This window comes from uncultured Flavobacterium sp. (assembly GCF_963974175.1).
Classification (GTDB): Bacteria; Bacteroidota; Bacteroidia; order Flavobacteriales; family Flavobacteriaceae; genus Flavobacterium.
Genome location: NZ_CAXBBR010000002.1, coordinates 405219 through 422394 on the forward strand (window position 1 = coordinate 405219; position 17176 = coordinate 422394).

The window sequence follows — 17176 nt, forward strand, 5'->3', positions numbered from 1 at the left end:
AATACTAGTTTAGGACCTTGTATAACTTATCTGATAGTCGAATTCTAAACGGCAATTGAAAAGTACAAATATCTCCCGCAACTGCTTTGTCAGCTTTTATATCATTTACTTGCATTTCGGTAATGACCAATTGTTGTTCACCAGTGGTCATTCCTTTAATCAAGATAGTATCACCAACATTGATTTCGTTTTCTTCGATAGAAAATTGACCAATACTTGGTTTTGGATAAAAATGCGTTCCATTCCCGATGTATTGTTTCTTGATTTTTGGTAACTTTTTAGCCAACGCTTTTGATTTAGTTAAATCAGCAAGATTCGGAATTGCAGCTAAAGGATCAAGATTTACTTCTCTATTCTTAAAAGTCAATACATCAGATTTTCCTTTTTTGAAAATCTTATTGCCATTTTTCACCCCACGACGGATCGCTTTTTGCTCTTCTTCTGGCAAATGAATCACATCTACACAGTCTTGTGAGCAGCAACCTTGCATAGCCTGCGCACATTCCTCACATTGTAGAAACAACAAATGACAACCTTCATTGATGCAATTGGTGTGTACATCACAAGGTTTTCCGCATTGGTGGCATTTGGATACAATGTCGTCTGTAATTCTTTCGCCTAAGCGGTGGTCAAATACAAAGTTTTTTCCAATGAATTTACTTTCTAGGTTTTCTTCTTTTATCTGTTTGGCGTAATTAATGATTCCACCTTCTAATTGGTAGACATTTTTAAACCCTTGGTGTTTAAAATAAGCCGAAGCTTTCTCGCATCGAATTCCTCCGGTGCAATACATAACCAAGTTTTTATCTTCTTTAAAATCTTGTAATTGCTCGTTGATAATTGGCAAAGATTCACGAAAAGTATCTACATCAGGCGTAATCGCTCCTTTAAAATAACCAATTTCACTTTCGTAATGATTTCTAAAATCAACCACAATTGTATTTGGATCTTCTAAAATAGTATTGAATTCCTTAGCTTTCAAATGCACTCCAATATTGGTCACATCAAAAGTTTCATCATTCAAACCATCAGCAACAATTTTGTCACGCACTTTTACGGTCAATTTCAAAAACGAGTGGTCGTCATGTTCCACCGCAATATTCAGTCGCATGCCTTGCATGAAATCATACTTTTCAATAGTGTCTTTAAAAGCATAGAAATTATCAGCAGGAAGCGATAACTGGGCATTTATTCCTTCTTTGGCCACATAAATACGACCAAGAACCACTAGCGGGTCCCAAGCACGGAATAAATCGTTACGAAATTGTGTCGGATCTTGAATTCGCGCATAAGCATAGAAAGACAAAGTAAGTCTTTGTTTTCCGGCATCATCAATCATGATGGCTCTTTCTTCTGCGCTTAAAGTGTTATACAGTTGCATGCTATAAACGGTTTAAGTGTGAAAAATTATTTTTGCAAAAGTATGAAAAAAGGTTCAGAGGAGCAAAGGTTAGGAGGTTCTTAGTTTTTAGGAGCTATTTCCAGCTGTGCACTATATCTTTTATGGCAAAAGCTGGCATAAAAGGATGCCGTTTCCATCTGGGCTGGGGAATTTGGGATTATTGAAGGTTTGATTTTATTATAAAACGAAAAAAGCCCGGAATATACTTCTGAGCTAATTGTTGTTTGTTTTTAATTTTATTTTCTAAAGTTTTTTCGGTCTCTATAACTAACGTAAATCAGCGGAATCATTGCTATAATTAAAAAGAATGAAATGTATAGGATATTTTTCATTATTAACTCATCACTTTCACTACTAACCCAAGTCCCTTCTTTTAATTTTAACCGAATCGTTTGCTCATTTTCATTTTCTAAAATATATTGTTCCTTAGGAAAACCATCAATCAGCATAATCAATCCCATTTTATTATGCGATAGGTCTTTGAACATGGTGTTCGTAAAGGTCAGCTCGTTGATTTTTGCAGGAATACCGATTACTTCAACAATTATTTTGGTTTCGTGGCCAAGCAAAACCATAGGGTCTTTTAGTTGTAATACCTCGGTTCCGTTAACGATAAGGGAGACATTTTTAGTAAAGTAATCAATAACTAGTTTTTTAAACTCCTCAGCTGTCTTGTATGCTTTTTGCGAATAGATGTAATCAATTTCCCCTTGAAAAGCGGTCATTGAACTTGCTATTTGCAAAATGTATTTTCCATCATCGGTCTTAGAAAGTAGTGAGGACGAAAACTCTGCTTGATGTGCATGACCAACTACTGACATCATTAACAGTAGTGTCGCTAGACTATTTTTCATTATTTTATTTAACATATTCACCGTGTAAACTATTTATAAAGTTATTTTTTCCGGCATAATCAACGTGATAGTGATACCCTCTTGTAGAGTCATAGTGTCCAAGGGAGGTGTCTAGATCTGTATATGTTTTTCCTGTTGAAGGATCTAGATGTTGGTACATTCCGTAACCATCAAATGCATATCCAATCATGGCAGCATGACCATCTGCTTGAGCTATTTGAGTTGTTTTTCCCATAGCTGCATGATAGTGGTATCCAGCATTTAAGTTGATATGTCCACCTGCATCATCAAATGGTGCCAATGTGTAAGCTGCCAAGATATTACTTGTTGGAGCAGGTGCATCAAATACTACTCCGTTAAAAGCGATACCTCTGGAACTTGGTCCGGATGAATTGGGTCCAGGACCTCCAAATGAGATTGCTGAACTTGCCGCTATTGGTGTTACAGGTAAATAATACGTGTTGCTTATTGTACCTAAGTAAGAAGGTAAGCATTGTACGCAATAATTTTTATAAGCTACACCTACATCTGGTATAGCTGCATTGGCACATTCTTCCTTAGTACTTGTTTTTGTAATTGCTCCTGTTGTAGCATTATACATCATCCATTGACTGTCTTTGTAAAATGTAGACATGTTTTTTACAAAGGCGCCATCAACATCATAGACTTCGCCTCCTTCGAGCCATATTCCTCCTTTGCTTGCATCATCAGAAATGTTACCCGGACACCAAGGGCCCATTTCGTGGTCTGTTGCTAGACTTGTTACTACAATTTTATAGCAATCAACCGTTTTTCCGTTTGATAATGTTTTAGATACAATTGTAATGGGCTCTGATAATCCAGCGCTTAAAAAGTTAGATGATTTTACATTGATTACAACGGCCTCGGAACTTGTGGTAGTATCTTCACTATCTTTAGTACAAGCGTTTACAAGTGTAAGTAGCACTGTCGAAAATAAAAAAAAGCTTAATTTATTCATACTGTTATTGATTTACTCATTAAATTGAATATTCAAAAATAGCTATCGAAATTAAGCAATCTTTAAAAAAACAGTGAACGCCCTTTAGTTTTCAGTCGATCGCTACAGTTGAGGTTTTTTTAATCTTCTATTTCGTTTCCAACTGCAAAAGGTTATAACTCCTCGTTCATAATGTTTTCCGTAATGTGATTGATATAGTTGCTCATTGTTTTTAGAGATACACTCAAACTGATTTCCATTAAATTTTCAGGAAAGAAACCAGCATTGTAAACAGCGTCTAAATCTTTTGCCTATAAATACCCCGTCAGTATGTTGACCATTAAAATTGTCAAAGAATCTTTATTTCTGACGTAATAAAATAACTAATGAAAACGGTAAATTTAGTTAGTGAAAGTTCCTTTTGTACCATAATAACTACCCGATTTTAATATATAAACACCTGCATTTAGGTAATTAACATTCGAACAGTGGTAGTGATAAATTCCAGTCGGAAAATCTGCTGTAACGGAAGTATGGCCGCCATATGCATCTAGATTTGTTGGGTATGTTCCATCTTTGTCTTTTCGACCATATATTGGAAAACCATCTCTTAAAAAGCCTACTAAATTTGCATCATCTGTTGTTGTAAATTCGCCACTTACGTGATAGTGATAGCCACTTGGACCTACGTGTGCACCACCTCTGTCAAACGAAGTTAAAATCATTGCATCTACTGGTACATTGCCGCCCTCGCGGTCATTGTAGATAGGTACTCCGTTTAATGCCATACCTATTGCGCCTAAAGCAGTTTCTTCTTTTATAGTAGCTGATGCTGGATTTGTTGGAATAGTCATTGCCAGGGTATGTTCAGAAATAATTCCTGGATTTACCGTATATCCCGTTCGTGGAGCCTCGTATTGTGGTTTGCCCACGCCCCAGTAAGGCGAAAGGTGGTTGGGCGTTCCGTTAGATTTCAATGTGATAGTATTACCACTCGTAGAAATAGCTACAGCGGTTGTATATTTAGATTGTACAGTACTTGTTACAGAAACGGAACCTTCTGTAGATGCATCTATTTCTGTTGCGTTGTCACTCTTACTGCAAGAAGTAAGGGTAAAGCTAAAAATCAAAAGGCTTATTCCGATGAATGATAGTTTTTCTTTTCTCATTTTTATATAGTTGTTAAAAATTGCGATATAAAAATAATAATAAACCATTATTAACGGTTTAGAATTCAGTGAATGCCATAAAGTTTTCAGTGAATCGAGTTAAAGCAGGTTTTATGTAGCTGTTAATAGGCAGGAACATTGCATTGATTTCTTAGCTTTCGTTTTATTGTTATAATCAAATTGTTTATTTAGGGTTGTGGACCACATTCTCTGTAAGTATTTGGGATACTTCTTTTAGTTTTCCTTGTTCGTATAATTGAGGCAAATCTTTCAAATCAGTTTTAACCGGAGCTTCATAATTGATGTAATCCTGAAAAGTCACACCATCAATTACTCGTGTATTAAAAGCTGACCTAAAACGAACACCGCCATCATTTGTTCGGTAGTTGTACGCTAAATAATCAATCTTATGGGTTTGTTTGTTTATCCAATAATGAAATTCATCATCAAAATCTTTACCGCCACCGTCCTGACCAAAAGTAACTTGGACTACATCGTACTTCTTGCCCTTGATGGTTGTTTCCTCAACGAATGTCTTATGTACCGAAGCATCTTGCAATTTGTACGGAAGCGTAGCAAAATAAATAACCGAGTTCAAGGCTTCTCCATATTTTCCAGCATCTTCGGTGCTTAATGATTGTTGTTTTGTATTGATGTATCGCTTAAAGTCATTATTAATCATTACATCTTTTATCAGCGAATCTCCTTTTTGAACTTCAGAGTAATATGTATAATTAGCTACGTTATTCTTAAAGCGGTATTTTTTGCCTCTAAATTCAAAAGAATAATCGGCATCATTATACAATTTTCCACCGTGGGCTTCGATCGCGTGATTAACTATAGAATCTGCTTTTGTGAGTGGCTTTTCGGTTGCAACAGTGTCGTTTTTGACTGCGGCGTCATTATTGTCTTTTTTGGTATTACAAGAAAATACAAGAGCCGCCGTAACACAAAGTAGTATTAGATATTTTTTCATTTTTTAAAATTATTACATTTTATAGCGAACAGAGAAAATAGTAGCGGTTTTATAAATTTTTTAACTTAACCACTATTCCCTTCTAATTTTAAAATAAAGGCTGAACGCAGGATTTTGTCCTTGCTGTCGTGAAGTATTCTCGTGATAGATTTGGACTTACTTTTTCTTTTCTTCGTCAACAATTAGTTTCAGCGAATTGATATAATCAGTATCAAATTCGATCACTCTTATTTTGTTTGGCTTAAAACTCATTTCACCTTCAAATTCCCCTTCGGATCCCAAAAAGTCGATTACTACTTCTTCCTCATCCATTTCTATGAGTTTACCTAGATAAACGGCTTTATCGGACTTTGTTGCAATTTGGAAAATCTCATATTTTTGTGCTAAAAAATAAATAATTGCAGCTATATCTGTAAGCGGAATTATTTCGGCGGCACTTGTTTTTAATCCTTTCAGTTTAATTACTCTTTCGGTAAATTCATGATCCTTGTCTTGGATAATTGCCTTTACATTTTTGTTTCTCAATATCGTATAACCATCAATTATAAAATCGACAGGATTATTTTTAATTAAGATCCAATCTTCAGTCCAATCAATAAGAAAACCACTAAAAATTTCTTTTTTGTCGTCAAATTCTATTGTAATTAATTGTCGTAAGTATTTGTCCATGCTGTTTTTTTAAATTGTCCAAAGCGGTTTTGCTACTATCAATCCGTTTTTTTTGAATCGTCACGATAAAAGTCTCTTGCTAATGTATAACTACAAAGATAGCGCAGATTTTTTATCTGTGCCCTCACAGATTGTTAAGTATTTAATTGGTAAATAAATTCAATGCCTCAAGCCTGAACATTATGGAGTAATCATCGAAAATCCAATTCTTTCTCCTTGTTTAGCAGAAGTTTCATAACCTTTTAAAGTATTAATCAATAGATCGTCATCGAGGCGAATTTTATTTTTTTCAAACAGCAGCACAACCGTAGATCCCCCGAATTTGAAATACCCTTTCTCATCTCCTTTATTAACAAAATCTCCAGAATAGGTTTGTACCATACTCCCCACCATGGTTGCACCTACTTCGGCCATGATAACATTTCCAAACACAGGGTTTGTAATGACGGAGTATTCCCTTTTGTTCAGGCAGAATATTTCAGTCATTTTGCGCAAAGCAAGTGGATTAACTGAATAATAATCACCGTCAATCTTCGTGTTAGATGATACACTTCCGCTAAGGGGAAAATGGTAACGGTGGTAATCAGCAGGGGCAAGTCGGATGATCACTAAGCTGCCATCAATGTATTTTTCAGCAAGTTCGGCATTATTTAAAAATGATAAAATATCGAAGCGGTATCCTTTGATAATAAAATCGCTGTTGCTAATATCGGCATAGGCCAATATTTTTCCATCGGCAGGGGACGCTGTAATAGTTGCGGTAGTGTCCACCGGTCTGGCATTATTCTTTAGTTTCCGGGTAAAGAAATCGTTGAAAGAGTTGTACTTCTGTTTTTGGAAGACGTTCATGTCGATATCAAATTCTTCAATAAAGGGTTGTATTTTTTTAGTCGATGAAGGACGATCCATCATATTGCCATAAATAGACGACACGAATTTTCTTTTCACCAGAGTCCACAATGTTGCTTCTCCCACTGGATTATTATACAGCCAAACCAACCACTTTTCGGCAGCCACTTTTTCTGTTTTTAACACCCCAGTATCCCTGTCGTAATATTTTATGGGAGCTTGTGGCGGCAACGGATAAAAAGCCAGTATGACAATGATGGCAAGCAATAACAAAATAATGCCCCAGCTTTTTTTAGTTTTTGTAATTTTCATGTTTGTATTCTCTTTTTATTTTTGGTCTCTATGCAGCAAAAATTTCACTGTTATCGTTTTGTTTTATTTAATCCGCGTCCGTAATGACGGGCAAGTACTTTACTGGCGCCTAAATATAGATATATACTTTTTAAAAAATATATTTTTTGTGAATAACTGTTGTTGAAAAATCGAAATCGATTTACAAAGATTTTCATGCAATCTCCACTACGTTTGTCATTCCGTGGGAATCTCAAATACTGTAAATCTTTTATCTATGTAAAATGCGGGACTGTAATTTAAGAGGATGTCAATTAGTATGGGTACGGAGTGAGAGGCGCACTCCGTTAGTTTCTAGCGGAGCCGTCTACTCGATTGGCGGTTGTGTTTTTATAGAGTTTCAAATTTTTCGTTTCTGTATTCAAACAATTTTGTAGAAACTAAATGGTCTCCGGTTTCGTTTATTTCGCTTATTGTTTTATTAAGTTTTTCTATATGTTCAATATCGTTTGTTCCTGTAATAAATATTAAATCGCGAGCAGGAATTCCGATAACAATTTCTCCTTCCACTTCAAAGTTTTCTTTGTACCAAATGTCAAGTAAGATCAAACTAGACTCATAATTTCCATCTGCTAATAAAACATAGTAACCATCTTCTCCGTGCTTTTCAATTTCGATTGATTCAGACAAGTTTTTTATGGCAATTTTCCTCAAGTCGTTTTGTTCAATATTTAATTTTTCAAAATCTTCTTGAGTTAAATAATTTATGTTTGTTTCGGTATCTTCTACATAAAAAATGAATAGTTCGTCATTGTATTTTTCGTAAGTATGATTTTTTTCAAAATCTGGATTTATGTCTATTATACTTTGAATAAATCGCTTGTCTTTAATTACGGGTAAAATATTGTCAAGACTTAACACTTCATTTGACCTATATAAACTGTCAGAAGTTTTTAGATATTTTTTTAAAATTTCTTCAATATCTTCTGGTTCTCTTATATATTCAGCGTAACAATTATAAAGAAAATGTCTGTATTCATTTGAGTTTTCAAATTCAGTTTGGATTTCAAGACCGTTTATTGAATATATTTTTAGTCCTTCAACTTCTTGAATTAAACGTTTTGCAAATTCTTGAGAAAATTCAGTTTCGTTAAGCATCTTACTTTAAATTATATGTTCTCATTTCCTTTCAGCCCAAATATTACCGCCAATATGTATATATCATCAAATATATACATCTTTTTCGTACTAAAAGTTATTTGCTAAATAGAATAGTAGAACAGTGTTATAGTAAACTACCGGAATAACTTTGTAGAATAGTTGATTATGAACGAGAACGTTTCTAGCCCAGATAGAAGAGGAAATCCTTTTTTATCCGCTTTTTAGCGGGAAAAAAGATTGTAGCGAATAGCTGGATCTAGCTCCAAATAAAAAGTCACTCCGCGGCCTAGTTTTAAATTTCAATCATAACGCCATTCTTTAATAAGTATTTTATAATTTTGCAGCTTGATTTCGGGAGTGAAACGCCGTTATCTCTTTTACTTCGTGCGCAATAAGCAAATGGAAGTTTTTGGTTTTACCAAAAGCTTGAATGCTCATTACAAATGATGCCTAACAACAATGATTAAGAAGGAAGAATATGAAAAAGAAAGTTGAAATTCTTGCACCTGCAAAAAACTTGGTTCAAGGAATAGCTGCTATAAATGCTGGTGCAGATGCTGTGTATATTGGAGCGCCATTGTTTGGAGCACGAACGAATGCAACGAATTCCGTGGAAGATATTGCCGAATTGGTGAAATATGCCCATTTGTTTAAGGCTCAGGTTTTTGTCGTTATCAATACCATTTTGTACGATAAAGAACTGGAAGCATGTAGAAAATTGATTCATGAGTTGTATGATATAAAGGTGGATGCGCTTATCGTGCAAGACATGGCAATTATGGAAATGGATTTGCCTCCTATCGTGATTCACGCCAGTACACAAGCGAATAACCGCGATCCTAAGCATGTGAAATTCTTGAAAGATGCCGGAATGCAACGTGTGGTTTTGGCCAGAGAATTGAATTTAGACCAAATTAGAGATATTGCTGCAGAAACAGATGTTGAGTTGGAATTTTTCGTTTCTGGAGCGCTATGTGTTTCTTTTAGCGGAAATTGCTATATGAGTATTGCTGGTGGAGAGCGAAGTGCTAACCGAGGTTCTTGTGCACAAAACTGTCGTCTTCCGTACAATTTGACTGATGGAAACGGAACGACATTACTTACCGAAAGCCATTTGTTATCGATTAAAGATTTAGACTTGAGCGATCAAATACCTAATTTGATTGAAGCTGGTATTTGTTCGTTTAAAATCGAAGGCCGATTGAAAGACATCGTTTATGTAAAAAATAACACCTCGTTTTTAAGAAAGAAGTTGGATTCTTTTTTAGAAAATAATGATACGTTCCAAAAAGCATCTTCGGGAAGAACGTTCTATAATTTTGTGCCAGAAATGGACAGAAGTTTTAATAGAGGGTACACGGATTATTTCGTAAACAAGCGTACAGAAAAAATAGGAAACTGGGATAGTCCAAAATCACAAGGACAGTTGATAGGTGCAATTACCGAAATCAAAGCCAATGGTTATGTGATTGAAAATCATGAGCTATTGAACAATGGTGATGGTTTGTATTTTATCAATGAAGATGGTGTGGCTGATGGGGTACAAATTAATATTATTGTGAATGATATTGTAGTGCCGAATACCTTTAAAAACATTGCAGTAGGAACTGTTATTTATCGAAATTCAGATGCGGAGTTCAACCGAATTGTAGAGAAAGAAAACAGTGCTGTTAGAAAAATAGGCGTTGCGCTTCATTTTACCGAAACTGCTGGTGGTTTTCAATTGCGTGCGGTTGACGAAGACGGTCACGAGAGTATTGCTACTTTGGAAACTGAAAAAGAGGCTGCCAAAAGTGAAGAATCTGTGATTCCGAATATCAAAAGAAACCTTTCGAAAACAGGAAATACTCCGTTTATCGTTGATGATATTGAAGTGGAGTTTGCTAGCAATTGGTTTTTGCCTATTTCTAAAGTAAATGAGGTAAGAAGAACTGTTTTAGAGCAGTTGATCGATATAAGAATCAATGAGTATCATAGAGAAGAATTTCAAATCACGAAAACCGATCATCCTTATCCAACAGAGAAATTAGATTTCACCTTTAATGTTTCGAATAAGCTGGCGAGAGCCTTTTATAAAAGACATGGTGTAACTGAGATTGAAAAAGCATTTGAATTGCAGTGGGATCCCGGAAAAGCGCGTGTAATGACCACTAAATATTGTGTGAAATATGAATTAGGGAAATGCGCCCGTTTTCAAAGAGCAACCATGGGTGAAAAAGTAGTGGAACCGTTGACTTTAAAACATGGAGAAAACGAATACAAATTGAAATTTAATTGCAAACCGTGTGAAATGGAAATTTGGGAAAAAGATGCTGAGTTAGAGTTTATAGATGAAGACGAGCAACTGGATTATGTAAAGAAAAGATAAGTTTAAAAGCACTAAATATAAAGAAAGCTACAGCAGAAATGGTGTAGCTTTTTTGGTTTTTAGTAGTCACCAATTAACAGATTGATTCTAAGGATATGTATTCGTTCTATAAACTGGCCAGGAAAATCAAAAATTATTGATGCCTCTCTATCGTTTAAACGTCGATTTGCAATCAATACCTATCGAAATATTTGAAGATTTGGTTTATGGTCGCAATCCTTTGTTCATCTTTTTCAATTAGTAATTCATGTTGTGCATTTTCTATTAAAAAAGCTTCACATGTCTTGCCTAGTTTCTGTGCTTCTTCTATAAATACTTGATGCGCTTTTGGATTAACAATTTTTTCGTTTTCTGCTGAGAATAGTATAAAAGGAGTTTTAATGTTTTTAATATTATCATTTATATAATCGAACTGTTGACACGATTTAGAAACCCATTGATAGGTAGCTCCGCCCAATCTTGCCTCAGGCTTTTTTGCAAAAGCACTATTCATTCTAGTGTATCTAATTTCTGATCCTGTGAGTTTATTATTCTTAAACACCAATTTATCAACTTGATATTTACCTTGGCCTAAAGCATATTTCGGTTTTTCACCAGTCAAGATCATAGATGCTCCACAAGTTGGTGTAACAAACCCTAACATCGGAGAAGAAAAGGCTGCTGCATTGAAATCATTAGGGTTTTGTTCTAAATAAGTCATGCCAATTGCGCCTCCCATTGAATGTGTCAACAAATATTTCTTTTCATGGTTTGACTTTTTAAGCATGTTGTCATAAAAATATTTCATGTCGTCAATGTAAAACTGAAAACTATCAATATATCCCATATCTGGATCTTCAGTCATTCTGCCAGACAAACCCTGCCCTCTATGGTCATGAATATATACAGAATAACCATTGTTATAAAGATCAAAAATTAACTCCTTATACTTTAATGCTGCTTCGGTTCGTCCTGAAGAAATAAGAATAGCTGGGCTTTCTAGTTCCGCCTGTTTAAATATTTTGTAATAAATTTTAATATTTGCTTTACCTTTAAAGTAGCCCTCTTTTCCACTCTTATAGAAGTTTTCGATAGCGGCAATATGATTTTCGTCCTTTAATTGCTGTTCCGTAGTTAACTTGTATATGTTGTCTTCTATTTGTAGCTTTTTAAAATTTACGGTACATGATGTTGTAAATAATACATATAGGAGCAATCCAAATTTTATATATCTCATTTGTTTAAAATTAACCTGGGTTCTAATATGGTTTCCTTATTAATAATTGTTTAATTTATATAACGCAATTAACTCTTCCAATGCGTTAATGTGTTTTTAACGAATTTGCTGGGAAAACGGATAGTTGTTCTGCTAAGTCAAATCTTTCTCTTATTGAACGCTGTCTTTAGCATTTGACATTCATATCCAAGATTTATAAATAAAATGCGCTTTTAAAATCCCCAAACATTTAGGATATGCATCTCTTTTCCTTTTTCATACTCCTTCTACATTTTATCTTGAAAGATAGGTTGCATTGAGATTAATTCTGTTCTGGATTCAAGTTTTCTTGTAGTTTTTTGCTGTACCTATTAATTTTTAGCTGCAGTAACACTACCATAGCAATAAAGGAGACAATAATTATAATCAATAACATCTTAATTTCTGGAACAATAGCCGAAACGTCTCCTCCATAAAAAGCTATTTTCCTAAATCCACTTAAAAATTGCGTTAATGGAATGAATTGAGCGACATTAGATATAGCACTTGGAAACGCTAAGGTTGGCCACGAAAAACCACTAAGTATAAAAGCCGGAGTAGAAATCACCATTAAGAGTTCGGTAGCTTTTAATTGACTCGGAATGGCAATTGAAAACAACATACCTATAAACATGGACGCTAATGTTAAGAGCGTGACTAAAATTAGCATGGGAAAGTTAAAGACATCGGCTTCAATTTGAAAATAAGGAATAAATAGGCTTACAATGGCCCACATGATTGGTATCATTAAGAAAAATGGGGTTGATTTTAAGGCAATATGATACAAGGAAAGCTTGCTTTCTTTTATTAGACTACCAAAATAATCATCTTCATAATCCCTTGAAAAAACCAAGGCCATGGCTAAAAAGATAATTTGCTGCATAATAGCTGCGAGAATTCCGGGTAGCATAAAGGTTACATAGTTTCCTGTAGAATTGTATAGCTTATTAAAATTAATCTTGAAACTTTCATAGGCTGCAGTCGCTTGAGTAGGGTGTAGGCCTGTTTTCTTTAACCCTTCAATTTCAATTCCGGCATTAAGCGTCATTAAAACGGACTGAATGGCTTTACTCGCTGTATTTGCATTTACGATGTTTGCCATATTTAAATCAACGCGGATTTCGGGATGTCTTTTTTGAAAAATATCGGCTTCAAAATGAGTTGGAAGTGTTATAACAGCTGCATATTGCTTTGTTGGCATTTCTGCAAGGATATTTCCTGGAGTATAGCGCACATCGCTTACTAACAAGACTTCATTATCTGAAAAAGCATCAATTATCTTATCTGAAGCAGGGCTGTTGTCTTGATCTACAATCACAATGGGTAAGTTGACGACTTTACCTTGTTGATAGACGTAGCCAAATAAAACCCCGTAGAATATAGGTGCGCCAATAAAAATGGCAAGCAAAACGTTATTCGAAAAAATACGTGAAAACTCTACTTTAACTAATCTAAAAAAATCTTTCATAGCTTTATTGCTTAAGGAGAATAGTTGCATTTAGAAAATAGGATTGGTCCGCTTGATTTGAAGTAGGAACTATCTTTAATTCATAAATGGATTCGTTTAAATCATACAATGGAGCTGTGCTTGTAATGTCGGCATAATTAGCCAGTTGTTTTATAGCGGTAATTTCACCTTTCGTTTCTTTTTTCGTGTACGGATTAACTAATGTTATCTTTTTACCCACTTTAAAATCATATATTTTTGATTCTGGTACGGTAAATCTGAAATACAGGCTGCTCTTTTCATATCCATTGAACAATGTAAAACCAGGAGTTAATAATTCGCCCACTTGAAGGCTTATCGTCTCAATAGTCATGTTCGTAGGCGCTATTAAGTATTTTTCACTTTCAGCAGAAAGCACTTCTTCTTTAGCACCAACAGCCCGATCTAATTGTCCTTTGGCTTGATCAATTTGCTCAATTCTTGCACTTTGGCTCACCTCTTTTCGTTTGGCATTTAATGAAGCTACTTGTGCTTTTGCCATTTCGAGTTTCATTCTTACTTCATCTAATTGCTGTAAACTGACAAGTGAATCTTTGTACATGGCTTGGAGTCTATTATACGATTCTTTTGCAAAGTTTAGTTGTGCCTTTCCAGCATCAATTTGACCATCAATTTGATTTAATTGATCAACAGTTGCTCCTTTATTGGCCATATTTAACTGCCCTTTGGCCGAGGTTATTGCACCTTCAGCCTGCATCATTTTTGCATTTACCTCTGGGATATCTATATAGGCGAGCGTGTCTCCTTTTTTGACTGTTTGGCCTTCTTCAACATAAATTTTGCTAATGCGTCCTGCGAGTTTACTACTTACAGATAGCGTTTCAAATTTTACTTTCCCTCGGTATTCTGTAATTTTTTCATTACTGCAAGAACTAACAACCGTCATTACAATGCTTAAACTAACTATTTTTATTGTTGATTTCATTTTTAAACTTTTATCAGGTTATTAGTAATTAAGGGCTCCTTTAGCATAAAGAAGATTTGTAACAGCTCTTCGTTGATTGTAATAGGATTCTTGTAATTTAAAATTTGCTTTTTCCAAATCATTTAAAGCATCTAGTACCTCTTTTATTGATGTTAGATTATTTCGATATTGTTTATCAATCATTTGATAAGTGTCATTAGTCAATTCAATTTCTTTCTGGATCATTTCAGTGTTTTGTAATGACGATTCATAGGTCAACTCCGCCTTGATGACGCTTAAGGCAATCATTTCATTAGCATCTTCTATTTGTTCTCCATACTTCTGGCTTTCAATAATAGATTTTTCACTTTTCAACCGTGATTGATTACCATCAAATACATTCCATTTTATTCCAGCAGCAACATACCATTTTGGATCTAACAAGGATAAATCATCTTCTAAAAATTCATAATGACCTTTTAAAGCAAGTTTTGGGATGAAGTTGCTTTTTTCCATTTTAGATTTATAAAGTGTAGCTTTTTCCCCTTCCTCAAGGGCTTTAATTTCGTTTCTCTTTTCAGATTTTGTTAAGGAATCTGTATTGAAAGGCTGTAATTGGGGATCAAGCAAAGTTAACTTCTCCTTACTTTCATTAGTCAGTTGGTGCAGTACTTCGATTAATAACTTTTTATTCTGATTGTATTCAAGCATTTTCCCAGCCAACTGTTGCTGTGCAAGTTCAATTTTTTTCCGTCCAATGGGTGTGGCTAAACCGTTTTCTATCGCTTTTCTGACATAGTGCTCTTGTTCCTTTAAGTAGTTTTCAGACGTTTTTAGGACGCGTTTAGAGGCGTAAACTAGCGCCAGTTTATCATACGTCTCTATTATGTTTATAGCTATTTTGTCCTTTTCGGCCATAGCTAAATAATTTATAGAGGCCTCTTTGTGCTTGCTTGCTTTGAGTGCATTACTTGCTTCAAATCCACTAAATAAAATCCAATCTACATCCATAGACGATTTCAAGATGTCCTTGTTTTGCAAGTTAGGAGCAGACTTTAACGGAATGCCTTGCGGAAAAGCACTGTTAAAAGGAATCCCTGCTGCCTCTTTAATAAGAAGTTTTTGTGTGGCCAACAAAAGATTTTGCGTGTCATTGTCAAAAGTGATGTCGTCATCTAACCGAGTGTAACTTCCGTTAAAGGTTACTTTAGGAAGAAACACTGACTTTGCCATTTTCTGATCAATAGTAGCCTGCTCTTTATCAAAATTTTTGATATTTATGCTGTGACTTTTGTCGAGTCCCTTATTTATAAGGTCTTTAAGAACTGGATCTAATTGCTGTGCTATAGATAGTGATGGAACGAACCATGCAAAAGCTATCAATAGAATGCTTAGTCTTGATGTGTTTATTTGCATTGTAAATGGTATTGATTTATTAATACAATACAAATTTACGGAGAAAAGTAGGGTTTACTTTTGATCTATATCAAAAAGTAAAAAGCAAGTTTATTTCAGTAAATCATTTTTTCTTGTACGACTAAGTGTTTCTTGTGTCATCCCAAGATATGACGCGATATAGCCTAAGGGCACACGATATGAAATGTCTGGAAATTCAGAGAGCATATAATCATATCGCTCTTTTGCAGTTTGAAATTGGACCGCATTTAGTTTATGGATGATCTTAGCAAACATTTCTATGGACAACAACCTAATGAATTTTTCCATTTTGTGGTACTTAGCTAACAGTAAGTCCGTTTTTACTTTAGAAATACTATATAATATTGAATCTTCTAAAATTTCCACATAGTAAAAGCTAGGACTTTCCTGAAAGAAGCTGTCTACGCTAGACATAAAATTACCATCTCCAAAGAACCATTGTGTTACTTCCTTGCCGTCTTTTTTAAGGTAATAACTTCTTCCAATACCCTGTTCTACAAAATATAATTTATTGCAAACCTGACCTTCTTGTAATAGCACCTGATTTTTTTGGACGTATTCTTTTTCAAAATGAGAGAGTACATCATTTAGTTCCTCAGGAGAAAAGGGCACGATCTTTAATATGGCATCAGTAATCATAAATATTATTTTGTAAAAGTATTACGAGTAGTAACATTCATCAAATATATACATCTTTTTCGTGCTAAATGTTATTTAGCAATTAGATTAGTCATTGACAAAACCGAGTTATAGCTAACTATCGCAGTAATTTTGTAGAATAGCTGTTATGACCTAGAACGGTTCTAGCCCAGATAGTAGTGGAAATCCTTTTTTATCCGCTTTTTAGCGGGATAAAAGATTGAAACGAATAGCTGGAGATTGCTCCAAATAAAAAAACCACGCCGAGACGTGGTTTTAAATTGTAACTTTTTGACTGGATTAACAGTACTCGTTGTATGCGTCTTGTAAGTTCTCAGCGATTAACTCAGCTGGGCGACCTTCAATGTGATGACGCTCTAACATGTGTACTAATTCTCCGTTTTTGAACAAAGCCATAGCGGGTGATGATGGAGGAAAAGGGAACATGTGTTGTCTTGCAGCATCAACGGCATCTTTATCAACTCCTGCAAAAACAGTAATTAAATGATCTGGTTTTTTTGCTCCTTCTAAACTCATTTTAGCTCCTGGACGCGCATTTCTAGCAGCACAACCACAAACAGAGTTTACTACAACTAGCGTAGTACCTTCTAATTTCATTGCGTTTTCAACTGCTTCTGCACTATGTAAATCTTGAAAACCTGCTGCTGTTAATTCAGCTTGCATTGGGTTTACCATTTCTTGTGGATACATATCGTTATATTTTAAATATTAATTTTGAATATGCAAAGTTACGAAGT

The 17176-nt window shown here is 34.8% G+C and carries 15 protein-coding genes; 1 reads left to right on the forward strand and 14 read right to left on the reverse strand.

Going from position 1 to position 17176, the window contains the following annotated elements; all coding sequences use genetic code 11:
* Positions 1-4 precede the first annotated feature (4 nt).
* From AAC069_RS04745 to AAC069_RS04780, 8 genes are all read right to left on the reverse strand, one after another.
* Positions 5-1381, reverse strand: a complete 1377-nt coding sequence (locus AAC069_RS04745) for a rhodanese-related sulfurtransferase (RefSeq protein WP_339919338.1) — start codon at positions 1379-1381, stop codon at positions 5-7.
* Positions 1382-1638: 257 nt separating this feature from the next.
* Complete coding sequence (locus tag AAC069_RS04750; protein WP_339919339.1) at positions 1639-2256, reverse strand: hypothetical protein; 618 nt, start codon at positions 2254-2256, stop codon at positions 1639-1641.
* Positions 2257-2260: 4 nt separating this feature from the next.
* Positions 2261-3235, reverse strand: a complete 975-nt coding sequence (locus AAC069_RS04755; RefSeq protein ID WP_339919340.1) for a YHYH protein — start codon at positions 3233-3235, stop codon at positions 2261-2263.
* Positions 3236-3615: 380 nt separating this feature from the next.
* Positions 3616-4383 carry a YHYH protein gene (locus AAC069_RS04760; protein ID WP_339919341.1) on the reverse strand — a complete coding sequence of 256 codons (768 nt, stop codon included), beginning with the start codon at positions 4381-4383 and terminating at the stop codon, positions 3616-3618.
* Between the two features lie 184 nt (positions 4384-4567).
* Positions 4568-5359, reverse strand: coding sequence for a DUF6503 family protein (locus tag AAC069_RS04765; protein WP_339919342.1), 792 nt, complete (start codon positions 5357-5359; stop codon positions 4568-4570).
* A 156-nt stretch (positions 5360-5515) separates the two neighbouring features.
* On the reverse strand, positions 5516-6028 hold the full coding sequence (locus AAC069_RS04770) for a hypothetical protein (protein WP_339919343.1): 513 nt from the start codon (positions 6026-6028) through the stop codon (positions 5516-5518).
* Positions 6029-6208: 180 nt separating this feature from the next.
* A complete protein-coding gene (locus AAC069_RS04775; protein WP_339919344.1) occupies positions 6209-7189 on the reverse strand; it encodes a phosphatidylserine decarboxylase in 981 nt (326 codons plus the stop codon).
* Between the two features lie 369 nt (positions 7190-7558).
* A complete protein-coding gene (locus AAC069_RS04780) occupies positions 7559-8326 on the reverse strand; it encodes a DUF1444 family protein (protein ID WP_339919345.1) in 768 nt (255 codons plus the stop codon).
* A 481-nt stretch (positions 8327-8807) separates the two neighbouring features.
* On the opposite strand from AAC069_RS04780, the gene AAC069_RS04785 reads away from it, so the two are divergent.
* Entirely contained in the window at positions 8808-10697 is a 1890-nt protein-coding gene (locus AAC069_RS04785; RefSeq protein WP_339919346.1) for a U32 family peptidase, read from the forward strand.
* Positions 10698-10869: 172 nt separating this feature from the next.
* Here the strand turns inward: AAC069_RS04785 and AAC069_RS04790 are convergent, their stop codons facing one another.
* The 6 genes from AAC069_RS04790 to AAC069_RS04815 form a co-directional block, all read right to left on the reverse strand.
* Positions 10870-11913 (reverse strand): alpha/beta fold hydrolase, encoded by a 1044-nt coding sequence (locus AAC069_RS04790; RefSeq protein ID WP_339919347.1) that lies wholly within the window; start codon positions 11911-11913, stop codon positions 10870-10872.
* Positions 11914-12214: 301 nt separating this feature from the next.
* A complete protein-coding gene (locus AAC069_RS04795) occupies positions 12215-13399 on the reverse strand; it encodes an ABC transporter permease (RefSeq protein WP_339919348.1) in 1185 nt (394 codons plus the stop codon).
* Positions 13400-13403: 4 nt separating this feature from the next.
* A complete protein-coding gene (locus AAC069_RS04800; RefSeq protein WP_339919349.1) occupies positions 13404-14363 on the reverse strand; it encodes a biotin/lipoyl-binding protein in 960 nt (319 codons plus the stop codon).
* A gap of 21 nt (positions 14364-14384) precedes the next feature.
* Positions 14385-15758 carry a TolC family protein gene (locus tag AAC069_RS04805; protein ID WP_339919350.1) on the reverse strand — a complete coding sequence of 458 codons (1374 nt, stop codon included), beginning with the start codon at positions 15756-15758 and terminating at the stop codon, positions 14385-14387.
* A 90-nt stretch (positions 15759-15848) separates the two neighbouring features.
* The gene (locus tag AAC069_RS04810) at positions 15849-16418 is read right to left on the reverse strand and encodes a Crp/Fnr family transcriptional regulator (RefSeq protein WP_339919351.1); all 570 of its coding nucleotides are present in this window, start codon (positions 16416-16418) and stop codon (positions 15849-15851) included.
* 300 nt (positions 16419-16718) lie between these two features.
* Positions 16719-17129: a BrxA/BrxB family bacilliredoxin gene (locus AAC069_RS04815; RefSeq protein WP_074720125.1), complete on the reverse strand. Its 411-nt coding sequence runs from the start codon at positions 17127-17129 to the stop codon at positions 16719-16721.
* Positions 17130-17176 lie beyond the last annotated feature (47 nt).

Coding starts and splice junctions, on each gene's coding strand:
- AAC069_RS04770 (WP_339919343.1), bottom strand. CDS start 6,028: ATGGACAAATACTTACGACAATTAATTACAATAGAATTTGACGACAAA.
- AAC069_RS04800 (WP_339919349.1), bottom strand. CDS start 14,363: ATGAAATCAACAATAAAAATAGTTAGTTTAAGCATTGTAATGACGGTT.
- AAC069_RS04805 (WP_339919350.1), bottom strand. CDS start 15,758: ATGCAAATAAACACATCAAGACTAAGCATTCTATTGATAGCTTTTGCA.
- AAC069_RS04815 (WP_074720125.1), bottom strand. CDS start 17,129: ATGTATCCACAAGAAATGGTAAACCCAATGCAAGCTGAATTAACAGCA.
- AAC069_RS04795 (WP_339919348.1), bottom strand. CDS start 13,399: ATGAAAGATTTTTTTAGATTAGTTAAAGTAGAGTTTTCACGTATTTTT.
- AAC069_RS04775 (WP_339919344.1), bottom strand. CDS start 7,189: ATGAAAATTACAAAAACTAAAAAAAGCTGGGGCATTATTTTGTTATTG.
- AAC069_RS04765 (WP_339919342.1), bottom strand. CDS start 5,359: ATGAAAAAATATCTAATACTACTTTGTGTTACGGCGGCTCTTGTATTT.
- AAC069_RS04745 (WP_339919338.1), bottom strand. CDS start 1,381: ATGCAACTGTATAACACTTTAAGCGCAGAAGAAAGAGCCATCATGATT.
- AAC069_RS04750 (WP_339919339.1), bottom strand. CDS start 2,256: ATGAAAAATAGTCTAGCGACACTACTGTTAATGATGTCAGTAGTTGGT.
- AAC069_RS04760 (WP_339919341.1), bottom strand. CDS start 4,383: ATGAGAAAAGAAAAACTATCATTCATCGGAATAAGCCTTTTGATTTTT.
- AAC069_RS04780 (WP_339919345.1), bottom strand. CDS start 8,326: ATGCTTAACGAAACTGAATTTTCTCAAGAATTTGCAAAACGTTTAATT.
- AAC069_RS04755 (WP_339919340.1), bottom strand. CDS start 3,235: ATGAATAAATTAAGCTTTTTTTTATTTTCGACAGTGCTACTTACACTT.
- AAC069_RS04785 (WP_339919346.1), top strand. CDS start 8,808: ATGAAAAAGAAAGTTGAAATTCTTGCACCTGCAAAAAACTTGGTTCAA.
- AAC069_RS04810 (WP_339919351.1), bottom strand. CDS start 16,418: ATGATTACTGATGCCATATTAAAGATCGTGCCCTTTTCTCCTGAGGAA.
- AAC069_RS04790 (WP_339919347.1), bottom strand. CDS start 11,913: ATGAGATATATAAAATTTGGATTGCTCCTATATGTATTATTTACAACA.